The 21,733-nt window shown below is 45.5% G+C and carries 23 protein-coding genes; 8 read left to right on the top strand and 15 right to left on the bottom strand.

Annotated features, from left to right (window positions below; translation table 11 throughout):
* Positions 1-521: 521 nt before the first annotated feature.
* The 3 genes from ychF to DLM76_RS16320 are packed head-to-tail and all read right to left on the bottom strand — an operon-like array spanning position 522 to position 3,468.
* Entirely contained in the window at positions 522-1,619 is a 1,098-nt protein-coding gene (gene ychF, locus DLM76_RS16330) for a redox-regulated ATPase YchF (protein ID WP_118965836.1), read from the bottom strand.
* A gap of 45 nt (positions 1,620-1,664) precedes the next feature.
* On the bottom strand, positions 1,665-2,813 hold the full coding sequence (locus tag DLM76_RS16325; RefSeq protein WP_118965835.1) for an LIC11612 family fibronectin-binding protein: 1,149 nt from the start codon (positions 2,811-2,813) through the stop codon (positions 1,665-1,667).
* Between the two features lie 7 nt (positions 2,814-2,820).
* On the bottom strand, positions 2,821-3,468 hold the full coding sequence (locus DLM76_RS16320; protein ID WP_118965834.1) for a hypothetical protein: 648 nt from the start codon (positions 3,466-3,468) through the stop codon (positions 2,821-2,823).
* A gap of 102 nt (positions 3,469-3,570) precedes the next feature.
* On the opposite strand from DLM76_RS16320, the gene DLM76_RS16315 reads away from it, so the two are divergent.
* Both DLM76_RS16315 and DLM76_RS16310 read left to right on the top strand, forming a co-directional pair.
* The gene (locus DLM76_RS16315) at positions 3,571-4,467 is read left to right on the top strand and encodes a 4-hydroxybenzoate octaprenyltransferase (protein WP_118965833.1); all 897 of its coding nucleotides are present in this window, start codon (positions 3,571-3,573) and stop codon (positions 4,465-4,467) included.
* Positions 4,468-4,518: 51 nt separating this feature from the next.
* Entirely contained in the window at positions 4,519-5,133 is a 615-nt protein-coding gene (locus DLM76_RS16310; protein WP_118965832.1) for a UbiX family flavin prenyltransferase, read from the top strand.
* 20 nt (positions 5,134-5,153) lie between these two features.
* Here the strand turns inward: DLM76_RS16310 and DLM76_RS16305 are convergent, their stop codons facing one another.
* The 4 genes from DLM76_RS16305 to DLM76_RS16290 are packed head-to-tail and all read right to left on the bottom strand — an operon-like array spanning position 5,154 to position 8,070.
* Positions 5,154-5,843, bottom strand: a complete 690-nt coding sequence (locus DLM76_RS16305; protein ID WP_118956510.1) for a hypothetical protein — start codon at positions 5,841-5,843, stop codon at positions 5,154-5,156.
* 46 nt (positions 5,844-5,889) lie between these two features.
* Positions 5,890-6,933, bottom strand: coding sequence for an Mrp/NBP35 family ATP-binding protein (locus DLM76_RS16300; RefSeq protein WP_118965831.1), 1,044 nt, complete (start codon positions 6,931-6,933; stop codon positions 5,890-5,892).
* Between the two features lies 1 nt (position 6,934).
* Positions 6,935-7,813 carry a metallophosphoesterase family protein gene (locus DLM76_RS16295; RefSeq protein WP_118965830.1) on the bottom strand — a complete coding sequence of 293 codons (879 nt, stop codon included), beginning with the start codon at positions 7,811-7,813 and terminating at the stop codon, positions 6,935-6,937.
* Complete coding sequence (locus tag DLM76_RS16290; protein ID WP_118956513.1) at positions 7,810-8,070, bottom strand: lipoyl domain-containing protein; 261 nt, start codon at positions 8,068-8,070, stop codon at positions 7,810-7,812. The genes DLM76_RS16295 and DLM76_RS16290 overlap by 4 nt, the downstream gene beginning before the upstream one ends.
* A 67-nt stretch (positions 8,071-8,137) precedes the next feature.
* On the opposite strand from DLM76_RS16290, the gene DLM76_RS16285 reads away from it, so the two are divergent.
* Positions 8,138-8,968, top strand: a complete 831-nt coding sequence (locus DLM76_RS16285) for a hypothetical protein (protein WP_118956514.1) — start codon at positions 8,138-8,140, stop codon at positions 8,966-8,968.
* Between the two features lie 235 nt (positions 8,969-9,203).
* On the opposite strand, the gene DLM76_RS16280 is transcribed toward DLM76_RS16285, so the two are convergent.
* The 7 genes from DLM76_RS16280 to DLM76_RS16250 all read right to left on the bottom strand — a co-directional run bounded on the left by DLM76_RS16280 (position 9,204) and on the right by DLM76_RS16250 (position 16,087).
* Positions 9,204-10,502 (bottom strand): PQQ-dependent sugar dehydrogenase, encoded by a 1,299-nt coding sequence (locus DLM76_RS16280; protein ID WP_118965857.1) that lies wholly within the window; start codon positions 10,500-10,502, stop codon positions 9,204-9,206.
* A gap of 147 nt (positions 10,503-10,649) precedes the next feature.
* On the bottom strand, positions 10,650-12,086 hold the full coding sequence (gene hslU / locus DLM76_RS16275; protein WP_118956515.1) for an ATP-dependent protease ATPase subunit HslU: 1,437 nt from the start codon (positions 12,084-12,086) through the stop codon (positions 10,650-10,652).
* 11 nt (positions 12,087-12,097) lie between these two features.
* On the bottom strand, positions 12,098-12,640 hold the full coding sequence (hslV, locus tag DLM76_RS16270; protein WP_118965829.1) for an ATP-dependent protease subunit HslV: 543 nt from the start codon (positions 12,638-12,640) through the stop codon (positions 12,098-12,100).
* Positions 12,627-13,562 (bottom strand): tyrosine recombinase XerC, encoded by a 936-nt coding sequence (xerC, locus tag DLM76_RS16265; RefSeq protein WP_118956858.1) that lies wholly within the window; start codon positions 13,560-13,562, stop codon positions 12,627-12,629. The genes hslV and xerC overlap by 14 nt, the downstream gene beginning before the upstream one ends.
* A 106-nt stretch (positions 13,563-13,668) precedes the next feature.
* Positions 13,669-14,241 (bottom strand): aminoacyl-tRNA hydrolase, encoded by a 573-nt coding sequence (gene pth, locus DLM76_RS16260; protein ID WP_118956517.1) that lies wholly within the window; start codon positions 14,239-14,241, stop codon positions 13,669-13,671.
* Positions 14,229-15,779, bottom strand: a complete 1,551-nt coding sequence (gene cimA, locus DLM76_RS16255; protein WP_118965828.1) for a (R)-citramalate synthase CimA — start codon at positions 15,777-15,779, stop codon at positions 14,229-14,231. Before cimA ends, pth begins: the two co-directional genes overlap by 13 nt.
* On the bottom strand, positions 15,776-16,087 hold the full coding sequence (locus tag DLM76_RS16250; RefSeq protein WP_118956519.1) for a Smr/MutS family protein: 312 nt from the start codon (positions 16,085-16,087) through the stop codon (positions 15,776-15,778). Before DLM76_RS16250 ends, cimA begins: the two co-directional genes overlap by 4 nt.
* 150 nt (positions 16,088-16,237) lie before the next feature.
* Between DLM76_RS16250 and DLM76_RS16245 the strand changes: the two genes are divergently transcribed.
* Entirely contained in the window at positions 16,238-17,797 is a 1,560-nt protein-coding gene (locus DLM76_RS16245; protein ID WP_118956860.1) for a phosphatase domain-containing protein, read from the top strand.
* Between the two features lies 1 nt (position 17,798).
* Here DLM76_RS16245 and DLM76_RS16240 read toward each other — a convergent pair whose 3' ends face one another.
* Positions 17,799-18,443 carry a DedA family protein gene (locus tag DLM76_RS16240; protein WP_118956859.1) on the bottom strand — a complete coding sequence of 215 codons (645 nt, stop codon included), beginning with the start codon at positions 18,441-18,443 and terminating at the stop codon, positions 17,799-17,801.
* Positions 18,444-18,513: 70 nt separating this feature from the next.
* Between DLM76_RS16240 and DLM76_RS16235 the strand changes: the two genes are divergently transcribed.
* Genes DLM76_RS16235 through DLM76_RS16220 form a run of 4 tightly spaced genes read left to right on the top strand, consistent with a single transcriptional unit; the run spans position 18,514 to position 21,715 of the window.
* Entirely contained in the window at positions 18,514-18,996 is a 483-nt protein-coding gene (locus tag DLM76_RS16235) for a hypothetical protein (protein ID WP_318838308.1), read from the top strand.
* Positions 18,997-19,000: 4 nt separating this feature from the next.
* Positions 19,001-20,131, top strand: coding sequence for an AI-2E family transporter (locus tag DLM76_RS16230; protein ID WP_118956520.1), 1,131 nt, complete (start codon positions 19,001-19,003; stop codon positions 20,129-20,131).
* Between the two features lie 5 nt (positions 20,132-20,136).
* The gene (xseA, locus tag DLM76_RS16225) at positions 20,137-21,405 is read left to right on the top strand and encodes an exodeoxyribonuclease VII large subunit (RefSeq protein ID WP_118956521.1); all 1,269 of its coding nucleotides are present in this window, start codon (positions 20,137-20,139) and stop codon (positions 21,403-21,405) included.
* A gap of 1 nt (position 21,406) precedes the next feature.
* Positions 21,407-21,715: an exodeoxyribonuclease VII small subunit gene (locus DLM76_RS16220; protein ID WP_118956522.1), complete on the top strand. Its 309-nt coding sequence runs from the start codon at positions 21,407-21,409 to the stop codon at positions 21,713-21,715.
* Positions 21,716-21,733: the final 18 nt, after the last annotated feature.

Below are 21,733 nucleotides of genomic sequence, written 5' to 3'. Positions count from 1 at the left end.
ACTAATTACGTCACCCACCCGGTCAAACCCTTTTTACAAAAATTGTTCCGATTTTATTCCTTTTTTTAAGAGGATTTCAATGCAAAATTCGCAGCTTTACAACAGAGAAAAGCCAATGAATTCGAATCCGCCTCCCTATTTTTGTCTTGGGAAGAAGTTAGAGTTCGTTTTGAAAAAGTTGAACGCATCTTTTGTGAGTGGATGTTTGGAAATAATTTCTTGCTCGATGGGGCGTTTCCATTCGATGGATTCCGAATCGCGAGCGAAGTTATATACAAGTTATTGACAGTTTTGTTCGGGTGTATGTTGAGAATTGAATATTCGGATTTTTGAAAGGATTCTACGTGACATCGATACATAAAAAAACGGATTCGAAAATTGAATCCGTTTTAGGCGTTCTATATTGTCGGCTTGCCGCTTGACTTGAAGTTGGAATTTGACGTCTGCTTCTTGATTCGAGCAAAACGAGCAACATCTCAGTAAAAAAAGTATTCGATCCAAATCGAAAGGACTCGTGGTTTTTACGCGTTGATTCTGAAGTAAATCACGTCTCCGTCTTGAACGATATATTCTTTTCCTTCGATTCTCAGCTTGCCCTCTTCTTTTACTTTGGCTTGCGATCCGGCCCGGTCTAAGTCCTCGTAGCTCATCACTTCGGCGCGGATAAAACCCTTCTCAAAATCGGAATGGATGACTGCGGCGGCCTTCGGTCCCGTGCTGCCCACAGGAGTCGTCCAGGCGCGAACTTCCACTTCTCCAGCGGTGAAGAATGTGATGAGTCCCAAGAGCTTATATGCGGTTTTGATCATGCGATCGAGACCGCTTTCCGATTCTCCGATTTCCGCTAAAAAGTCGAGTTGTTCGTTACGGTCCAAGCCGGAAATTTCTTCCTCGAATCGCCCGCAAAGGATTACAAGTTCTGCGTTTTCTTCTTTTGCCATCTGGCGAATCTGCTGCAAGAGCGGCGTATCTTTTTTTGCCGCGTCCTTGTCCGCGATGTTTGCGACATACATGACCGGTTTATAGGTGATGAGCTGAAAAGATTTTGCGATTTTCTTTTCGTCGTCTTTGAGATCGGCAAGTCTTGCGGGTTTTCCCGCTTTTAAAAGATCCAGGATTTTTTCGAGAACGACCGCAACTTCCTGCGCTTCTTTGTTTCCGTTCTTCGCATTTTTTGCGACTCTTTGATATTGTTTGTCCGCGCTGTCCAAGTCCGCAAAGATAAGTTCCATGTTTACGACCGCGGCGTCGTCCACAGGATTTACTTTTCCGTGAACGTGCGTCACGTTTTCGTCTTCGAAAGCGCGCACAACGTGACAGATCGCATCCACTTCCCGGATATGGGAAAGAAATTTATTTCCGAGGCCTTCTCCCTGACTCGCGCCTTTGACAAGACCTGCGATATCCACAAATTCTATGATTGCGGGAACGACCTTTTGCGGTTTCGCGATTTCTGCGAGACGATCCAGTCTTGAATCCGGAACTTCCACGATTCCTTTGTTCGGTTCGATGGTACAGAAGGGATAATTTTCCATCTGCGCGCCCGCTTTGGTAAGCGCGTTGAAAATAGTGGATTTACCTACGTTGGGAAGGCCTACGATGCCGCAATTCAGACTCATGGAGTCCAGGTTTTCCGGGCAAGGTCTACGCGAAAAGTAAAATCGTTATTCGAGTTCCCAGGATTTACCGGAACCGTCGCTGTTGAGAGAAAAACTTTCCTGCTTCAGCCGGATCAAACGATTCCCTCGAAAGAAGAAATTCAAAACGGAGATGCCGTTCGGAATTTGCGGAGAAGCGCAACCCGTATAATAGATTCCCTCGTTGAATCGGAGATCCTGAGCGGAGTTTAAAAATCGGATCGCGGTCGTATCGTCCGGTTTTCCGGAAAGAATTTGATTCCATTCATCCGCTGTTTTCTCTCCGGCTAAGAATAGAATTCTTTCCGGGCTCCAAGAAAGTTCGGTCGGATTCACGGTCGTTGAAAACCAGAATTTCAAAGATTCGAAACTCAATTCGAAAGAAGCGTTTCCGATCGAAGTGACGATCGTTTTACTCGATGTTGGTGCTCGCTGAGTATTCTGCGAAGAAGTTTCCTTTGAAGAATCCGGTTTTGTTGGCTCAGTCGATTCGCGTTTTTTTCCGGACTTCGTTTTGGATGTGTTTCGCGTTTTCGACTTCTTGGATTTTACGGTCTTCTTTTCCGAAGTTGTTTGTTTGAGTTCGATCTTGTCGGCGTCCGTTCCGGAAGTTTGTCCGACCCCTTCTTGCGTTTCCATTTCGTATGGAAACTCGGAAGTTTTATCCGAAGGTTTTTTCGGATTGAGTTTCGGTTTGGATTTCGTTTTTTGTTTTTTTCCTTTCGGAGAATTCCCTTTTTTAACGGACTTCTTTTGGGACGTCGGTTGTATTACGGTTTCTTTTTTTTCCACGACAAAGGAGATCCAGGGAACTGCGTTCCCGGATGGAGAAGCCGGGAGATTCTCCAGAGCGGTTTGCGGAAAAATGTATAAGTCGTATCCGTTTTGACCCGCGAGATTGAGTTGTTCCGCAGGAGTTTCGGAAGCGAACGATCCGTAGCCTACGAAAAACGCCGTTCCGTTTTCCTGAAGACGTTTGTTTTTCAGCCGTTTGAAGAATAAGGAAGTTGATTTGTAATATCGCGGTTTGTCCGCTTTTGCGGAAGGTTCGCATACGAGTACGACGCTGACCGGACGATCCTGCAATCCTCCCGTTTCCGAAAATACATTCCGATCATAGAATATGCAGAAAATGGAAACAAGGAGAAAGGCTTTTTTGAGATTCGTCCGGAACATTTCGATCTTAGGCGAGTCCTACGGATTTTAAAAGGGATTTTTCGAACTTCCGATAATTCTTTTCTTCTTTTTCCTGAAAGATCGCATAACGCGTTTTGTATTCCGGATCCTCTGCGGTTAAGGCGGATTTCATTTCGGCGAGGTGGGATTCTTCCTCTTTGAGAATGGCTTTTAAACTGACTTGAATTCCGTTTTCTTCCAAGATCCGATCGTATTCCTGATAGAGAAAATCGGCCCGTTCTTCGATGAGATGAGTAACGTAAAGATAGGAAAGAAACGACTGTTTTTTTCCTCGGATTCCGGCCGCGTTTAGGTTTTTCAAAACCATTCCGTCCAGCCTTTGGAAGTATAAAAATGCGGGGAAACCGCAATGAAGATTCTCCGTTTGATAGTCGGGACAGGAACCCGGAGAAACTCGCTCGCTCATTCGTTTGAAAAAGTGCGCGTGTCTTGCCTCTTCCGACGCGTGTCTGAGGATCATTTCGCCCATTCCGATCCCGCTTTGGGTCGCGAGAATTTTTCGGGAACCCATGTGTTCCAAAAAGGAAATCGTGTTGAGCCAACGGGAATGTTGTTTCGAATCTTGGATGATTTTTTGTAAAAAAGTACGAATGGCTTCCGTGGATGAGGAAGGCTGGGTCAAAGCTACGGTCATAAGCGTATCCTTGGAGACGCGGAGAAAAAATCATCGCTTTTTAAACTTTCCACAGGATTTTATGTAGGAAAAGAATTTTGGAATTTGAAAGTCTCGTCGCACATGAATACAACCTTATCATCCCTGAAGCAATACGGAAGTCTCATCAAATTTTCGCATACACTGTTCGCTCTCCCCTTTGCAGGAATCGCGTTCCTGTTGGCGTTTTTAAAAACGTACGGAAAATCCGTTTTGGAATGGGTGATTCTTTCCGTTCTCATTTTGATTTCGATGGTCTTGGCTCGATCCGCCGCGATGGGTTTTAATCGGATCGTTGACACGGACATAGACGCAAAAAACAAACGCACGCAGGACCGAGAAATTCCCGCCGGAAAAATTTCCAAACGTTCCGCGATTCTCTTTGTCGTTCTTTCCTCTCTCGGTTTTTTTATCGTGAGTTGGTTTATCAATCCGATGGCGTTCGGACTTTCTTTTCCGACTTTGATGATTCTTTTGGGATATTCTCTCGCGAAGCGGTTCACTTGGCTTTGTCATTTTATTTTGGGTTTTTCGATCGGTTTGGCGCCCCTCGCGACTTGGGTTGCGATTCGGGAAGAAATCGTTTTGGAACCGCTTCTTTGGACGATCGGTCTTGCGTTCAATCTGGCGGGCTTTGATATTTTGTATGCGCTTCAGGATCGGGAGTTCGATCAAAAAGAAGGTTTGTATTCGGTTCCCGCTAAGTTCGGAAAAACGAATTCTCTTTGGATCGCGATTGCGAGTCACGTGATTTGTGTCGTTTTTTTATTCGCCGCCGGAATCGTTTCCGGATTGGGGCCCGTGTTTTTGGTTTTTCTCGCGATTACCGCGTATCTTCTCTTTCAAGAACATAAGATCGCAAGAGCCGCGGGGGAGAATTTTTTTCCTCCGAAGTTTTATCAGATTCATTCCTATATTTCCCTGATTCTATTCGGGGGACTTTTGTTAGATCGTTTTTTTTATTTGGTGATTCTCGGTTGATCGTTTCGGGTAAATGATGGATTCTATTTTTTGAATGGATTGGAAACAAAGATGAAACTCGTATTGGGAATGGCCGGAGCCAGCGGTTCGATTTATGCGGAACGGTTTATCAAGGCATTGTTTACGATCGAAGGCACCACTTTTTTTATCTGCAGCCCGGCTTCGCTTCGCGTGTTTCGGGAAGAGATGGAATGTAAGGTTTCTTCTCCGGAAGAAATTTTGGACTTTATCGCTTCCAAATACAAACTTCAAACTTCTTCCCAGAAATTCGAGATCCGCAATTTTTCGGATATCGGAGCGGATATCGCTTCCGGTTCCAATCCTTGGAAGGCGATGGCGATTCTTCCCTGCTCCATGAAGACGATCGCTTCGATTAACGCAGGTTTGACGGAGAATCTCATCGAAAGAGCGGCGGACGTAACTCTGAAAGAAAGAAGAACACTCGTGCTTGTGCCGAGAGAAGCTCCTTACAATCGAATTCATCTTAAGAATATGCTGGAACTCCACGACGCGGGCGGAACGATTTTACCCGCTTCTCCCGGGTTTTATCAGATGCCGAAATCGCTGGAGGACTTGGGGGACTTTATCGCGGAACGGGTTTTCCGTTTGTTGGGTATGGAACTGGATCTATACCCAAGATGGAACCCTCGAAGTTCGGAAGATTAAAGAACGGAAAGCGCTTTTTGTTAAGCGAAATACTCGATGTCGTGAATCTTCTTTTTGAGAGTGGACGCGTCTTCGTAGTTTTCCTTGGAAATCGCGTTGAACTTCTGAAGATACAATCCGATCAGTTCTTCTCCCGTTTGTCCCGGCAAGAAGAGAGCCTTTTTGAAATTATCCAAATCGAACTCGGGATGTTTCGTGGAAAAATTTTCCACGAGCTGATCCATCTTGATCAAGGACGCTTCTCTCGCGATTCCAGTGGATCTTCTGATTTTTAAGGAAAGATTGGCGAGTGCGTCGAGATATTCTCTGACTCCGCTTTCTTCTTCCGGAAAACTGACTTGGCCTCCGCCTACCTCTCTGTTCTTGCAGATCTCAACGTACTTGATGACTACGCTGTTGAACTGATCCATTCTTTCCTGAATGTAATCGTTCGAGGCTTCTTTGGACGCGGGCATCTCGAAGTCGCGGATTTTAATCACGTCGTACTTTTCGATGTTTTCGGAGATAACCTTCTTCAATTCCTCGTAACTTTCCAACGACACGGGAGGAAATGTTACGACGGGAAAGTTCTCTCCTATTTTTAGAAAGCTGACCACTACGTTAGACGCGATGATCTTTCCTCCGGGGCTGAGAGGGTTTTCACCAAATACGTTGCAATAAACGATCAAATTGCCCGTAGGGTTTTTTTCGGATCCCTTTTCAAACTTCAAGGTTCACCTCCCATCTCTCTATGTACAACAGACTCCAAAGCGTCTATTATTCCCACTTTTTTATTTCTTCATTTAGACTATCGAATATACTTTTGTAAGCCTGATATACGGGACCATTTTTATCTTTGAGCACGACAGGTTTACCGTCTTCTCCCGCGTTCATGATGTCCATTGTTAAAGGAATGCCACCAAGGAAGCTGGCATCGGATGATTCGGCTAACTTCTGCCCTCCACCTTTGCTAAATATGGCAGAAGCGTGTCCGCACTTGGGGCAAATGAATTCGCTCATGTTCTCAACAATTCCGAGAATCGGAACCTTAACTTGAGCGAACATGGCAGACGCGCGGTTCGCATCCAATAATGCGACCGACTGAGGAGTCGTTACGATCACGGCTCCGTTCAGATCGATCAACTGCGCGAGTGAAAGTTGAACGTCACCGGTTCCGGGCGGAAGATCGATAAAAAGATAATCGAGATCGTCCCAAACGATATCGTATAAGAACTGTTCGACGGCCTTTCCGAGCATAGGTCCTCTCCAAACGACGGGTTGTTTTTCATCGATCAAGAAGGAGAAGGAAATGAGTTTGAGTCCGTCTTTTTCCAAAGGATAAATTTTATCTTCTTCCGCTTTGAGAGCCACTCTTCCGTTGACTCCGAACATTTTACCGACGGAAGGACCGTAGATGTCCGCGTCCAGAATTCCCACTTTGTATCCGAGTGAAGCCGCCATGGCGGCGAGGTTCACGGTGACGGTGGATTTTCCGACGCCTCCTTTTCCGGAGCCGATCGCGATGACGTTTTTCACACCGGGGATTTTGTTGGAATCGTCGAGTACGAGTTTCGGATCGACTTCGAACTTGATCTTTACCTTTCCCACTCCTTCGAGTTTGGTGAGAGTCTGACGAATCTGAGCTTCGAGTCCGATTTGAATTCTTCTGTCTTGGCTCGGAGTTTTGAGAAGAATACTCGTTTCTCCTTCTTGAATGTCGAGAGAACCGACCATGCCTAAGGACACGATGTCTTTTTTGAGTTCGGGATGTTTGATCTTCGTAAGTTCGCGTTGGATCTTAACTGCTTCGATTGTTGCCATTCTATTCCTTTTCTGAATACGAAACCAGAGGGGCTTTCGTAAATTTAGACTGTTCTGAATTGTAAGTATATCTTTGAATTTTGACGTTCCGTTTTTCGACTTCCAAAACGTGGAATCCGCTTTCGTGTCGGCGATCGGGAAGTCTCGTGCTGGAGGCAGAATTGACCACGTAATACGGCAGGGATTCTCCAGGGAGTTTGACCCAGTTCGTGTGAACGTGCCCGTGCAGATACGCGAGAGGAGGTTTTTCCTTTAACAGAGAGGCGATTTCTTCGCGGTTTAGCAATTTATGATGTTCGGTTTCCTGACGATCGACCGGATTCCAGATCGGATGATGGCAGACAAGGATGTAGTCTTGGATTTTTTTTTCGGTAAGAATCCGGTTCGTTTGCGAAACGATCTCCGGTTGAATCCTTCCATAGGCTCCTAGAATGGAAAGAGGAATGCTCGAATCCCAACCTACAAAATGAAGTCCGTTTATTTTTTTAATACGAATATAATGTGCGTTATGCGAAATGGATTCTCCCGAAAGGTCGGAATAATATTTTTCGTAGAGCGCGTTTTCGCCTACGGACTGTTTTACGTAGCGGTCGTGATTTCCCGGAATATAAAAAACTTTTTCGCGAGGAAGTTCGCTTAACAATTTTCCGGCTTCTTTAAATTCGAGTTCGTGGGAAACGTTCGTGATGTCACCCGAGACGACGATCGCGTCCGGATTTTCGGTTTCGATAAAACGAAGTATCGAATCCCAAACTTGTTTCGGATATTTTTTCTTTCTTCTCAAATTATAGTTCAAGTAACCTACGAACATCTTTCCTTTGAGTTGGAAGAAAGGAATGGGAGTCGGAAAATGCAGATCTGATAAGTGAAGGATTTTCATTCGGATTCGAAAAGTTCTAAGATTCCCAACACTTCACCCTTGCGAACGATAGAACCTTTCTCTTTTATAATTTGCGTTAGCTTTCCCTTGACGGGAGACTCCATAGGGAAGCAAGCCTTGTCGGTTACTAACTCTAAAATTTCCTGACCTGGTTCCACCGAGTCGCCTAACTTCGAATTCCAATGTACGAGTTCGATCTTGTCGGTATCTCCGAGGTCCGGTGTGATCAATTCAAAAATGCCGGATTTTGGTTTCATGATTTAAAACAAACTTGCGTAAAAGACTTTGCGCATCAATGATACCTAAAAAACTCGGCGGGGATATATGGCAAACCAGAAAACAGCGCTTAAAGGCGACGAGATTCTGAAAAATATCGAGGCTTTAAAGAAGAAGAAATTCTTTCATCTCGAACTCAAAGGTCTTACCAAACCAACCCGTGACATTCTATCGGAACTCGTAAACGGAATTTTAGACGAAATCGGCGCCAATCCCCTCGCAGGATTTCATCTTTTCAGCGGGCTTATGGAAGCCTTGCTCAACGCGATTAAAGCGAACATCCGGCATATCATTTTCAGAGACGAACTCCTTAAGAAATTAGAACAGGGAGAATCCAGCCGGGAAGACGCGGAAGAACTCTTGGAAATCATTATGGAAACCTCCCTGCTTCGGGACGCGATGCATCGTTATATCGTTCCCGATAAGGTGAAGAAGCAGGTGCAGAGCGTTCTTTCTTTGGAGGATAAGATCCGCACCAAGAAGAAGGTTTTGACCGAAAGCGAAAAGGTTTTTCTCACCGATGTTCGTGAAAAGATCAAGAAATACAACATGAACATCTCCTTAAAAATTCGTATTACTCCGGAAGAATTGAGTTTTCGGATTCGAAACGATTCTCCGATCCACCATTTGGATTTTCAAAGAATTCAGGATTCCAGGGTTAAACACAAAGAACTCTACGATCAGGGAAATTCGGCGGACTTTTTTCGCCCCGAGTTTTTGAACGAAAAGGAAAGCGCGGGTTTCGGGATCGCGATGATCGACGAAGGATTTTACAGTATCGGTTTGAATCCTTTGGATCTTTTGACCATCACATCGGGAGCGAGAACGACCACCGTTTATATGAAGTATCCGATTTCCGGTCTGAAGATGGATTTTTGAAGAGAACTCGAACTTTAGAAATCTTCGTTATGATTTTTTTAGTTTTGGGTCTTTTCGTTCCATCGGATTTCAGTTTTTCCGAATTCTCGAGTTAAAAGGAATGAATATTGTTAAGCGACATTCGTCTGTCGCTGAACAAAGGACGGCCCGCTGCCTGCGATCCGATTGGATTTATAATTTCGATCGCAATGCAATCGGCTTGTATCAAACGCGAACTTTTTGTCCTCTACAAAGATTACTTCTTAGGATCGATTCTGTAGATCTTACCGCTTCCAAAATCGCTTAAATACACTTTACCCGCCGCGTCTTTTCCAAACGAAGAAATCAAAACCGGCCATTTTCCGAGAGTATAAACTTTTTTTGCGGGCTGCCCGGAAACGTCCGGAAGATCCAAGGCCCATATTCTTCCGGAAACGAAATCGGCAAAGACATACTTCCCGTTTAAATTCGAAATCGCCTTGTTGGAATAAACGTAACCTCCCGTGATCGATTGCCCCTCTTCTCTTCCATACTCGTAGATCGGATCGGTCAAACCTTCCTCTTTGCAGTTTTCTTTCGGATCAAAGCAGTGGGTCGCTTCTTTGATATTCCATCCGTAGTTTTTTCCTTTTTCGATGATGTCGACTTCTTCCCAAAGATCCTGTCCCACGTCGGCGAGAATCAATCTTCCTTGCGGATCGAAACCGTATCTCCAAGGATTTCGAAAACCGTACGCGAACGTTTCAGGCGCGCAACAAGCGTCGTTTACGAAAGGATTGTCCGCAGGAATCTTATACGCTTTTCCGTTTTCCGTTCCATTCACATCCACACGAAGCATGCTTCCTAAAAAGGTTTTCGGATTTTGTCCGTTCTTTTTCGGATCGTCCTTCCAACCTCCGTCCCCCCATCCGATATAAAGATATCCGTCGGGTCCGAAAGCGAGTTGTCCCGCGTTGTGATTCGGATACGGCTGTTGCACTTCCATGATGATTCGTTCGGAAGCGATTTTAGAATTCGCGATCTCTTTCGGATTCGATACGATCCATTCTCCGACTCGGCTCGTGTCCTTTCCGTTTACCTTCAACACATAGTTGAGATAAATTTTTCCGTTCTTTTCAAAGTTCGGATGGAATGCCAAACCGAGAAGTCCCTGTTCGGCTTCGGAAAGAACATTCAAAGTCAATAATATTTCAGTTTCATTCTTTCGAACCTTTCCCCAGCGGAGAATCCCCTTTTGTTCCGTGACCAAAAACGTTTGCGATTCTCCCGGAGGGAATTGAATGTCCGTGGGTTGTTTGAATCCGGCGGAAACTTCGGTGAGAGTAATCTCGATCTTTTCTTTAGTCGCGTCTTTACCGGAATAATTCGGTTGAAGAAGATTCGGATCGCCTTCGCTTTTATATTTATCGGGAGCGCCGATAACTTCTACGAGAACCGTTTGAATCCACTCGCAGCCGTTCAACGCGAAAAGAACGGAAACAAGGATGCAAAGCTTGGAAATCTTTTTCCAAACCGATGAAAAAGTAACGTTTGAAAAGGATGAAGGAAATTGCATGGACCTATTTAACCTCCTGTTTGCAAAGTAGGTCAAATAGAATCCGTGCGATTTATATTCTTTTAAAGTAGATCCGAAGTGTTCGCAGTAAAACAACCTGAATCCGATTTCCTTTTTCACGGAAACGATTCCGATTTTATAAAAATTTTATAGGATATACTGACTGAGATCCTTGTTCTGGATCACTCCCTGCAAACGGTCCGCCACGTATTTCCCGTCGATCTTTACCTTTCTTTGAGCTTCGGGAAGATCCGGTCCTTCAAAACTCACTTCTTCCAAAAGTCGTTCGAGAATGGTATTGAGTCTTCTGGCTCCGATATTCTCGTGTTTCTCGTTCATATCGTAGGCGATTCTTGCGATCTCTTGGATTCCATCCGCCGTGAATTCCAATTGAATTCCATCCGTCGATAAAAGCGCTTCGTATTGTCTCGTAAGGGAAGAACGCGGCGCGGTCAGAATTTTTTCAAAGTCTTCGCGGGAAAGTTTTTCGAGTTCGACTCGGATCGGAAATCTTCCCTGCAACTCGGGAATGAGATCGGAAGGTTTCGTCATGTGAAACGCACCGGCAGCGATGAAAAGAATATGATCGGTTTTGACCGGGCCGATCTTCGTGTTCACGGTCGCGCCTTCCACGATGGGAAGAAGGTCTCTTTGAACTCCTTCTCGCGAAACGTCGGCTCCGCTTTTTCCCTCTCTTCCGGCGATCTTATCGATCTCGTCGAGAAAGATGATCCCCATTTCTTCCACGCGTCGAAGCGCTTCCCTTTGCACCTTATCGGGATCGAGAAGTTTCTCCGCTTCGAATTCCTCCAGGGCTTTGAGAGCTTCGGGGATTTTGAGTTTCCGTTTTTTATTTTTTTTGGGAAGCATATCTCCCAAAACGTTTTGAAGCTGATTGTCTAGATCGTCCAAATTTCCGGCGCCGAATACCTGCAACATCGGAATCTGATTCATGGTCGGATTCGGAAGATCGAGTTCCACTTCCTGATCGTCGAGTTTGCCCGTTTTCAGTTTTTTTCTCATGAATTCTCTGGTCTCGAGAAAATGAGTTTTGCGTTCCTCTTCATCGGCTAACGGTGATGAGGCGGCAAATCCCATTCCTTGTCCGACGTGTTTGTTGTCGCCGGGGAACGGAAGGAGAATGTCGAGAAGCGCTTCCTCCGCTTTTTGTTTCGCCGTTTCTTCCACGCGGGTTCTGAATTCCTGTTTTACGAGATTCATAGAGATGACTGCGAGATCGCGGATCATCGATTCCACGTCTCTTCCGACGTAGCCTACCTCCGTGTATTTCGTCGCTTCCACTTTGAGAAACGGCGCTCCGCAGAGTTTGGAAAGTCTTCTCGCGATTTCCGTTTTACCGACGCCGGTCGGTCCGATCATGATGATGTTTTTCGGATAAATTTCCTCTCTCATTTCCGGATCCAGTTTTTTACGTCTGGTTCTGTTTCGGAGAGCGATCGCGACCGCCTTTTTCGCATTTTTCTGACCGATGATATGTTCGTCGAGTTTAGCGACGATTTGTCTCGGTGTAAATTCCTCTTCGGCCGTAAATACGAGTTCCTGGTCTGTTGCGTGGTCTGTCATAGATGGTTCTTTTAAAGAATTTCTTCTATCGTAATATGATCGTTGGTATAGATGCAGATGTCCGCGGCGATTTTCATCGACGATTCCACGATTTCTCTCGGAGACAGATCCGTGTGATCGTAAAGCGCGCGAGCCGCGGCTAACGCGTAGTTTCCGCCGGAACCGATCGCGATCACTCCTTCGTCGGGCGAGATCACGTCTCCGGTTCCGGATATCAAAAAGGATTCTTCCTTGTCGGCTACGATCAACAAAGCTTCGAGTCTGCGAAGCATTCGATCCATTCTCCATTCTCTTGCGAGTTCCACGGCGCTTCTGGAAAGACTTCCCCCGAACTCCTGCACTTTCTTTTCAAAAAGTTCGAAAAGGGTGAACGCGTCCGCGGCCGATCCCGCAAAACCGGAAAGAATTTTCCCGTCATACAATCGTCTGATTTTTTTCGCGGTGTTTTTCATGACGGTGTTTCCCATGGAAACCTGACCGTCTCCGCCGATGGCTACTTTTCCGTTTTTGCGTACACAGAGAATCGTGGTGGAACGAATTTTATTTTCTGGCATGTGGATGAGCCTTTCTATAAACCTCTTTGATTTTTTCCTTACTCACGCTGAGATAAATCTGCGTGGTGGAAAGAGAAGAATGTCCGAGCAATTCCTGCACCGCTCTGATATCCGCTCCCGCGTCGAGAAGATCGGTCGCAAAGGTATGTCTGAATTTATGGGGTGTGATGGTTTTTTCCCAACCCATTTTTTTTCTTCTTTCATTCAAAATATAACGTACGCCTCGAGTCGTCAGTTTCTTTCCTTTTTGATTCAGAAAAATTTCCTCCGCATCGGGAAAAAAGCCGTTTCTGTAATCTAGATATTTCTGCAGAGAATCGACCGCTTCTTTTCCGAAGTATACGAATCGTTCTTTTTGACCCTTTCCGAGGACTTTGAGAATCGTTAGATCCCTGGAAAGAGCGGAAAGTTTCGCGTTTACCAACTCGAATACGCGGAGCCCGGAAGAATATAAGACTTCGATCATGGCCTTGTCGCGGATGTCCAAAATTTCGGAGGTTCGTTCCGCTTCGAATTCTAAGATTTCTTCGGTTTCGTTGATTCTAAAATTTTTGGGAATTTCTCTTCTGACTTTCGGAAAGCTGATCTGCATCGCCGGATTGGAAGCGACCAAATCTTCGCGGAGAAGAACCTTATAAAACGTTCTGAGCGAGGAAAGTTTTCTGCTTTGTGATCTTCGATCGAGTCCGTGTTGTTTGGCGAGATACGCGAAATACGATCGTATGTCCACGGGTTCGATTTGAAGAATATCGAGTTGTTCTTTTTCGCAGAAGTCGAAGAAGAATTTCAAATCGATTCCGTATGCGTTCAGAGTGTTCTGCGAATAATTCTTTTCGATCCGTAAATACGTGATGAATTTTTCCGCCGCCTGATTTTGGGACGCGGATGCGAACGTCGGAAGTCGGAAAGGATAGTCGCCCATGATTTCTCCGTAAGATAATTTCTTTACGACTGTCCCGGAACTTGATTTCGTTTTTACCAAGCGCCGGAGACGTCGTTCGAACACGAAGCCTCGCGGCCGGTTCTACTTATTTATCGGAGAGTTTCTGAAATCCGTTTTTTCTTTCTCGGATCCAATCGGAGATTTTTTGCAAAGAAGCCTTTACCAGCTCGGGTATTTTTTCCCTTTCTTCGGGGAGAAAATTGGAGAGTACATAATCGGGAACTTCCGATGAGTTGGCGGGTTTTCCGACTCCGAAACGCAGACGGAAGAACGTGTTCGCTCCTAACTTCTCCACGATGTCGCGAAGTCCGTTGTGACCTGCGTGACCGCCTCCGCCTTTCAATTTCAACTTTCCGAACTCGAAATCGATTTCGTCGTGAATGACCAAAATGTTTTCGGGAGGAATTCCGTTTTTCTTCGCGATTTCGGCCACCGCTTTCCCGGAAAGATTCATGAATTCAAGGGGTTTGAGATAAAAGAGCGTGATTCCGTCTTCGTCCGTTCTCGCGAGGGAATACTTCGAGTTCGTTTGATAGATTCCTCCCGATGAAGAATCCAAAAAAGAATCCAAAATCACAAAACCGATGTTATGCCGGTGATTCGCGTATTTCTGGCCGGGGTTTCCGATGCCGACCAATAAGAGTTTTAAGTTTGCCATGGTTGAAGGATCTGATTGAGCATTTTTTCAGTCGCGTGTACGGCTGCAATCGTTTGATCCGGATGAACTCCCATAGTTTTGAAGGTTTGATCTTCCTCTAAATCGGCGGACTTATTCCAGGTGATCATGGTTTCCACGAGGGCGTCCGTTTTTCCTCCGGGAGGAATTCTGACTTCGTAGTCCATGAGTTTCGGAATACTGATCCCGAGACGGTTCGTGATTTTGGTAAGCGCGTTCATAAACGCATCATAGCCCCCGTCCCCCTCTGAAATTTCCTTATGCACCTTTCCCTGGTATTCCAGTTCGATCTGTGCGTGCGGACGGATTCCGATTCCAGAATGAATATTACAGGATTTGATCGTAAGAACTTTTTCACCCGTTCTTCCGGAAACGTCCGCGATGATAAATGGAAGGTCTTCGGGTGTGACGAGTTTGTTTTGGTCCCCGAGTTCGATGACCCGTTCCAAAACCTTTTGCAGTACTACGTCGCTTAACACCATTCCGAGTTGTTTGACGTTTTCGGAAATGCTCGCTTTTCCCGCAAGCTTGCCTAACGCGTAACTTCGTTTTCTTCCGAATCGTTCGGGAAGAATCGGATTCGCATAAAGATTTCCTTTTTTATCTCCGTCGGCGTGAACCCCGGCGGTTTGCGTAAACACATCCTCTCCGACGATCGGTCTGTTTGCGGAGATCCTTTTTCCGCTGAAGACTTCCACGAGTCGGCTCGCTTCCGTGATCGCAAGTTCGTTGACGCTTGTCTTTGCGGAAGATTTGTCGTGGATCGCTGTGATCAACGCTTCGAGCGGTGTGTTTCCCGCTCTTTCTCCGAGTCCGTTCATCGATGCGTGCAATCCTTTCACACCTGCGCGGATCGCTTCCAAACTGTTGGCCACGGAAAGGTCGTAGTCGTTGTGTCCGTGAAACTCGAAATGAAGATCGGGATATTTCTGAATCAGACTGTCGATTCCCCGAAAGGTTTCGTCGGGGGAAAGAACGCCTAACGTGTCCGGCAAGAAGATCCGTTCGATATGTTCTTTACTGAGGTGTTCCACAAGGCTCATCACGTAATCGGGACTGTTCCGAAATCCGTTCGACCAGTCTTCGAGATAAACGTTGACTCTCAGTCCGTTCTTGATCGCGTATTCGATGACGAAGGACACGTCCGTGAAGAATTCTTTCGGAGTTTTGTTTAATTGTTTTTCAAGATGATGCAGGGAACCCTTCGTAAGAAGATTCAAAACCTTTGCGCCGCTGTCTCGAATCCAATCCACGGTTTTGTTTCCGTCCACAAATCCCAAGAGTTCGATCCGATCGGTGAGTTTTTCGCTCTCGGCCCATTCTATAATTTTTTGAACGGTTTCGAATTCTCCCTTGGAAACCCTTGCGGAAGCGATTTCCACCCGATCCACGTTGAGTTTTTGTAATAAGAATTTCGCAATATTCAATTTTTCGGAAGTGGAAAAGCTAACTCCTCTGGTTTGCTCTCCGTCTCTCAACGTTACGTCTAAAATCTCCAGTTTTGTTTCTGTCTTTGTCATTTGAGATACCTTTTGAGAGTGTCCTTATCGGGACCTAATACTTCGACCAAAGTGGAACCCGGATTGGAAATTCCAAACTGCGAATAGTCGACTTCCTTTAAAAAATCATGGGACCGGATCGTATCGACCGTCAATTTCTTGAGAATTCCTTCTCCGATTCCGTGAACGATTTCGATCAAGGTTTCTCCCGCCAAAAAAGCCTCTTGGATTTCCCGTTCGAGTTTTTGTTGGGCGTCCTCAAACCTGAGTTTGCGGATGTAGATCGTTTTCGCTCCTGAATATCCAGATTTGACGGAATTTTTTTTCATACAATCCGAGACTCTCTTCTGCGTACCAGTGTTTTTTTGTTCGGGGCTACAGAAAACAAAGAATTTCATTTTTTATGCTTTCACTCTCTGAGCGATTCGGTACAATTTTCCATCCATCCATTCTATCAAAAAGAGGAAGGTTCGAAAATCTTGAGCGAACAACCAGAATCCAAAACGCCTGCAGCCAAGTTAGTGGATAAAAAAAGGATCGCGATTTGCGGGGGAACACTCGGACGCGAGAATCGGTATTACGTTCGGGGTCAGGTTGTGGACGCGGGGATCACGGAAGAAATGCGGGACGATTCCCGTTGGGATCTGATGAACGGTCTTTTCGAAGGCCAGGAATACGAAATCACTCCGTTTTTGGATTACGGTCTCGAACCGGTCCGCAAACCGATCTTAGTCGCGGAAATCTGGGACGAATCGAACAACCTCGTACACCAATCCCCCGAAATCAAAGGAGACGACGGAGGATTCTTCTTTCACGAATTCACAAAACCGTTGCCCCCCGGAAAGTATACGTTTCAGATTCACTTTCGAAGATTGGATTCCTACAGACAATTCACCAAGGACATCGCCTATCTCAACCAGAAGGGAAAGAGTGAAATTTCGGGCCAATCTCTGATCGGCAAAGGCAAGCTGCGAATTCTTCCGGAAAACTTCAGCGGCTTCGTGACCACCTCGGATATCGATCAAACGTATCTTGCGACCGACATTCATTCCAACAAAGGAAAACTTTCCACGTTATTCGAAACACCGCAGCAAAAACTTCCGCTTCCCGGAATGCCCGCGCTTTACCGCGAAATCCGAATGGCGACCGATGATTCTCCCTTATGTTTTATTTCCGCGAGTCCGCATTTTTTCAGAAGAACCTTGTTAACTACGATTCGCAGTCATTCCATCGTCACCGAATCGCTGCATCTCAAATATCTGGAAGGAACGATCAAAGGGATCGTCGAAAAATTTTGGGATTCGGTGACTCATCCGGCCAAATTCATCACGGACGGAATTTTGGGTTCGGTGGAACGGATTCGAAAATTCGCAGGAGCTTCGTTTCAGAGTCTGTTCGATCAGATGAGTTATAAACTTACGATTCTTCTCCGGGATCGTTTGTATCTTCCCACCAACTCGAAGGAAATCCTGATCGGAGACAACACCGAAAGCGACTATCTGATCTTTCTTTTGTATCAATACATTCTTTGCGGAAAAATGCAGGGAAAAGAATTGGAAGATTATCTCTATCATCTCAATTTTTTGGGAAGAGACGCGATCACAAGAGACGCCGCGAAAACGATTCGCGAACTCGGAGAGGAAAACCGTAAAATTCACGGAGACGTAAATTCCGTCTCGCTCGTTCTTATCAATAAAACCGCGCACGGACCGGACGAAGAGGAAATGCACTGGAACGTTCAGAGCGCGCTTCCCGCGGGAATCGATCCGTTCAAACAGAAAGAAATTCGTTCGTATGTTCTTACCGAAGGCGCGCCGGGATTTGCGGTCGTACTTCAAGATAATGGAATATTAGATACTTCTGCAGTGTTTCGAATCGTCGCGGAGATGGCGGGGGAATGGATGGAAGGCCATGTGATCGATTCTCAAGCGATTATGGACTGGATTCGAGATCTTTCTTTACCCGGCGATTATCAGGACGAAAAGGATCTGATCTTGGAAGGATTGAAGAAGGCTTTCAACAAGGAAGAGATTTCTTAATCTAAGAATTTTGTTTTGCGGTTCTTTGTCTTTTTTTATGCCAAAAGAAAACGAGGGCGGCGATCGCCAAGATCGTAACGATGATTCTATTATAAATTTCTAAAAAACCCAGAACGTCTTCCCAGTGCGAACCGAGATAAAAACCGGAAAAAATCAAAATTCCGCACCAAAGGGAGACGGCTATGCTGAAAACTCCGAAAAACAGAATCGGATTCATCTTCACCATGCCGGCGACGATCGAAACAAAGAATCGGATTCCCGCGGAGAATCGGCTGAACAACACGACTAAGATCGAATTTCTCCGAAACCAAGCGAACGTCTTTTCGATCGATTCTTCGTCGTAGAGAGAATCCTTAAACGGAAAATTCTTTTTGCGAACCCAATGCAGAAACATTTGTCCGAAACGATACATGATCCAAGCCCCGAATAAATTTCCGGCAAACGTGCTCGTAACCAGAGCCGGCCAACCGAATGAATTCAGATTTCTCGCGACGAGAAATCCTCCGAACACGGTGATCGTATCTCCCGGCCAAGGAGGAAAAACGTTTTCCGCGAAATTGGAGAAGGCGAAAAAGAGCCAGAGAAAGATCGGGTCCGTTTCGGAAAAACGGTTAAGAATTTGGATCAGCGTTTCCTGAAAAGTCATGGAGGATGAATAAAAGAATTGTCAGTGACGGAGCATAGGGTTCAAGTAAAAAAAAGTGAACCTTCCACCTATGAAATTTTCTTTTTCTTCGATCCGGCACGTTTGGAAAACCGTTTTTCTAGCAGTTGCGGTTTTCGGTCTTTGTGTCGCTCCCGCGTTCGGCGAAACTTCCAAGGAAAAAACCGAACTCTATCGTTATAATAAATTGACTCTGCAAAACAATCCCGTTCGAAATCCGAGATCGCTTCCGATCGAGTTCGTTCCGGAAGGTTCGGATCTGATCTATTCCACGGAATTGAAATCCGAGCGCGGCTATTTCGATACGAGAGAATCCTTTCTTTTGTTCACGCACGTATTCAAGAAAAAGCAGATGGAAGTGTATTATTCTTCCATTTTCAAATCGCTTTATTGGAAGGTTCTTCAGGAAGAAGTGACCGATTCCAAAACGATCATCATGGCCGAAAGCCAAAATAAAAAAGTCGTAACGATTCAGATCGAAGCACAGGACAACGGAAGCAGAATCAAACTCTTCTATAAAAAATCGGGAACGTGAAGTCATGATCGAGCCAGTACATGCAAACCCCGAACCGGGAAAATATACGTTTCTGATTTTCTTTTCGATCCTGTTTATCTTCGCACTCGGCGTTTTCTTTCTCGTTTTTCGTCCGTATTTGTATTCTTCCTTGATGGCGCTCATTTTGTATCTCGCGACCAGAAGACAATACAAACTCTTGAAAGGATATTTGGGGGAGAAGTTTCAGTGGCTCGTACCGTGGATCATGATCACGCTCGTATCGATGATCGTTCTCATCCCATCGTATTTCGTGATCCGCACCTTGATTCAAGAGGCGCTTTCGATTCTTTTTAAAATGAGAATTTCGTTAAGCGAAGACAAGGTCATCGAAACGCTGATGAACTTCGCGATGCTTACGGATTTCATCACGGACAACGAATTCTTCTGGGTTAAAGTTCCCGAAATCTACGGAGAATTCGCGGAGAACTACGTCGATATTCTCAACTTGGATTCGATTTACGGAATTCTAAGCAACGCTTCTTCGTTTATCTTAGGAAACATCGAACTCCCTACCGGAATTCTGATGAATCTTTTTTTCGCTTTATTGGTTTTATTCTTTTTGTATCAAGACGGAAAAAAAGTGGAACGGTTCATCTTGGACAATCTTCCCTTTTCCAGACAACTCGAGGAACAGGTGGGAAGAAAAGTGACTTCCGCCGTACAAACCGTAATCCGCGGAAATCTCATCATTTCGATCTTGCAAGGAACTGCCGTCTACGTCCTTCTTTTGATCGCGGGAATTTCGAGTCCGTTTTTATACGCGAGTTTGGCCGCCTTTTTTTCCATCATTCCAGTGATCGGGACGTCGGTGGTTTGGTTACCGATCGGACTGTACATTCTCTTTTTGGAAAACAATCCGATGATGGCCGTGTTTTTTATGGGAAGCGGTTTGTTCTTTTATCTCGCTCTTGAGAATTTCGTAAAACCGAGAATGCTCGATAAAAAACTGCAGGTTCACCCTCTTCTGATTTTTCTTTCCCTTATCGGAGGAATCAAGGAATTCGGCATCATGGGACTCGTCGTCGGACCGGTCGCGGTTACGTTAGTCGTCATTCTTTGGGATTTTTGGAAACTCTACCGCAGGGAATTGATTTTGAACAAGGGGCACCGGTAAACCGATTGGAAGATTCCAAACCACTTTCCGTTTCGGAAGTCACGAGGATTCTCAAAAATATCATCACCGGATCCAAGGACTTAAAGAACATCTGGGTTCGGGGAGAAATCTCCAACTACAGCAAACCCAGTTCCGGACATATTTACTTTTCGCTAAAAGATTCAGGATCGCTGATTCGCTGTACTTTTTTCAATTATTCCAATAAGAATTATTCGGGAAAACCTCTCTCGGACGGAAAGGAAATCCAAGTCTACGGAACGGTGACTCTATACGAAGCGGGAGGTTCTTACAACCTCAACGTAACGCGAGTCGAAGAACTTGGACAAGGCGATATTCTTCTTCAAATCGAAAAGCTCAAACAAAAACTCGCCGCGGAAGGACTTTTTGATCCCGAACGCAAACGGAGAATTCCTTCCTTTCCCAAAACTCTTGGAATCGCCACCTCTCCTTCCGGTGCGGCCATCGAGGACATCATCAAAGTCGCCCGTTCCCGATTTCCGGGGATCAACATATTGATCGCGCCTTGCGTCGTTCAGGGGGAAGAAGCGCCCGATTCGATCGTATCCGCCATCGAAGAATTGAACAAACCATCTTGGAACGTGGACGTGATCATCGCGGGACGAGGCGGAGGAAGTTTCGAGGATCTTATGGCGTTTAACGACGAAAAGGTGATTCGAGCTTATGCGAACTCGAGGGTCCCGATCATCTCCGCGGTCGGTCACCAGACGGACGTATTGTTAAGCGACTTTGCGGCCGATTTTTATACGCCCACCCCAACGGCTGCCGCGGAACACGCCGTTCCGAAGGAAGAGGACGTTCTTCAGTTTTTATCTCAGTTGGAAGGAAGACTAAGAACCTCTTTGCAGGCCAAGGTTTCTTCGAGCAAGGATCGGCTTCGACTTTTGTCCGGAAAATTCATCTTCAAAGAACCGATGCAGCTTCTCAATCAGAGAAGTCAAAGAATCGACGAGATCGGAGTTCGATTGCAGAAAGCCGTTTCCAACAAAATGGATTTGGCGAAAGTTCGACTCGAACGATACGATAACCTTACATCCAAGATTCGGAATATTCTGTATCATAAAAAACAAAAGGCCGAGTTTTGGACTTCCAAGGTGGAGGATCTTTCTCCGGCGGCTACGATGAAGCGCGGTTACTCCATCGTTCGAAATCAAAAAGGCAGCATTATACGATCTCCGGAAGAAACCAAACCGGAAGAAGAATTGCAGGTTTTGCTTTCCGGCGGAACGATGCAAGTGATCAGAAAAGGAAACTAATATGGCAGAATCAAAATCTAAAATTTCTTTCGAAGAAGCTTTGATGGAACTAGAACAAATCGCGGAAAAACTGGAACGCCAGGATTTCAGTTTGGAAGAATCTCTCAAGGCTTACGAACGAGGAATGGAACTCAAAAAGATCTGCCAAGGAATTCTGGATACGGCAGAAGGAAAGATCGAAGCTTTGACCAAGGACGAAACGAAAAAAACGGTAAAGACCGGATTCAAAGGCGGGGAATCCAAGTCGGAATCGAAATCTTCCGCGTCTTCTTCCTCTGCAAAGACTTCCGAAGAAGAGGACTTGTTCTAATCGAATCGAAATCTCTTA

Source organism: Leptospira yasudae (genome assembly GCF_003545925.1).
Classification (GTDB): Bacteria; Spirochaetota; Leptospiria; order Leptospirales; family Leptospiraceae; genus Leptospira; species Leptospira yasudae.
The sequence above is the reverse complement of the archived record's forward strand: the minus strand, read 5'-3'. Positions and strand labels throughout refer to the sequence as shown.

Bases quoted from the DNA above. Each gene is read 5' to 3' on its own strand.
- hslU (WP_118956515.1), bottom strand. From the start codon at position 12,086: ATGACAGACCACGCAACAGACCAGGAACTCGTATTTACGGCCGAAGAG.
- DLM76_RS16315 (WP_118965833.1), top strand. From the start codon at position 3,571: ATGAATACAACCTTATCATCCCTGAAGCAATACGGAAGTCTCATCAAA.
- DLM76_RS16230 (WP_118956520.1), top strand. From the start codon at position 19,001: ATGATCGAGCCAGTACATGCAAACCCCGAACCGGGAAAATATACGTTT.
- DLM76_RS16285 (WP_118956514.1), top strand. From the start codon at position 8,138: ATGGCAAACCAGAAAACAGCGCTTAAAGGCGACGAGATTCTGAAAAAT.
- DLM76_RS16320 (WP_118965834.1), bottom strand. From the start codon at position 3,468: ATGACCGTAGCTTTGACCCAGCCTTCCTCATCCACGGAAGCCATTCGT.
- DLM76_RS16280 (WP_118965857.1), bottom strand. From the start codon at position 10,502: ATGCAATTTCCTTCATCCTTTTCAAACGTTACTTTTTCATCGGTTTGG.
- DLM76_RS16240 (WP_118956859.1), bottom strand. From the start codon at position 18,443: ATGACTTTTCAGGAAACGCTGATCCAAATTCTTAACCGTTTTTCCGAA.
- ychF (WP_118965836.1), bottom strand. From the start codon at position 1,619: ATGAGTCTGAATTGCGGCATCGTAGGCCTTCCCAACGTAGGTAAATCC.
- xerC (WP_118956858.1), bottom strand. From the start codon at position 13,562: ATGGGCGACTATCCTTTCCGACTTCCGACGTTCGCATCCGCGTCCCAA.
- DLM76_RS16310 (WP_118965832.1), top strand. From the start codon at position 4,519: ATGAAACTCGTATTGGGAATGGCCGGAGCCAGCGGTTCGATTTATGCG.
- DLM76_RS16220 (WP_118956522.1), top strand. From the start codon at position 21,407: ATGGCAGAATCAAAATCTAAAATTTCTTTCGAAGAAGCTTTGATGGAA.
- pth (WP_118956517.1), bottom strand. From the start codon at position 14,241: ATGGCAAACTTAAAACTCTTATTGGTCGGCATCGGAAACCCCGGCCAG.
- DLM76_RS16295 (WP_118965830.1), bottom strand. From the start codon at position 7,813: ATGAAAATCCTTCACTTATCAGATCTGCATTTTCCGACTCCCATTCCT.
- hslV (WP_118965829.1), bottom strand. From the start codon at position 12,640: ATGCCAGAAAATAAAATTCGTTCCACCACGATTCTCTGTGTACGCAAA.
- cimA (WP_118965828.1), bottom strand. From the start codon at position 15,779: ATGACAAAGACAGAAACAAAACTGGAGATTTTAGACGTAACGTTGAGA.
- DLM76_RS16290 (WP_118956513.1), bottom strand. From the start codon at position 8,070: ATGAAACCAAAATCCGGCATTTTTGAATTGATCACACCGGACCTCGGA.
- DLM76_RS16250 (WP_118956519.1), bottom strand. From the start codon at position 16,087: ATGAAAAAAAATTCCGTCAAATCTGGATATTCAGGAGCGAAAACGATC.
- DLM76_RS16325 (WP_118965835.1), bottom strand. From the start codon at position 2,813: ATGTTCCGGACGAATCTCAAAAAAGCCTTTCTCCTTGTTTCCATTTTC.
- DLM76_RS16300 (WP_118965831.1), bottom strand. From the start codon at position 6,933: ATGGCAACAATCGAAGCAGTTAAGATCCAACGCGAACTTACGAAGATC.
- DLM76_RS16235 (WP_318838308.1), top strand. From the start codon at position 18,514: ATGAAATTTTCTTTTTCTTCGATCCGGCACGTTTGGAAAACCGTTTTT.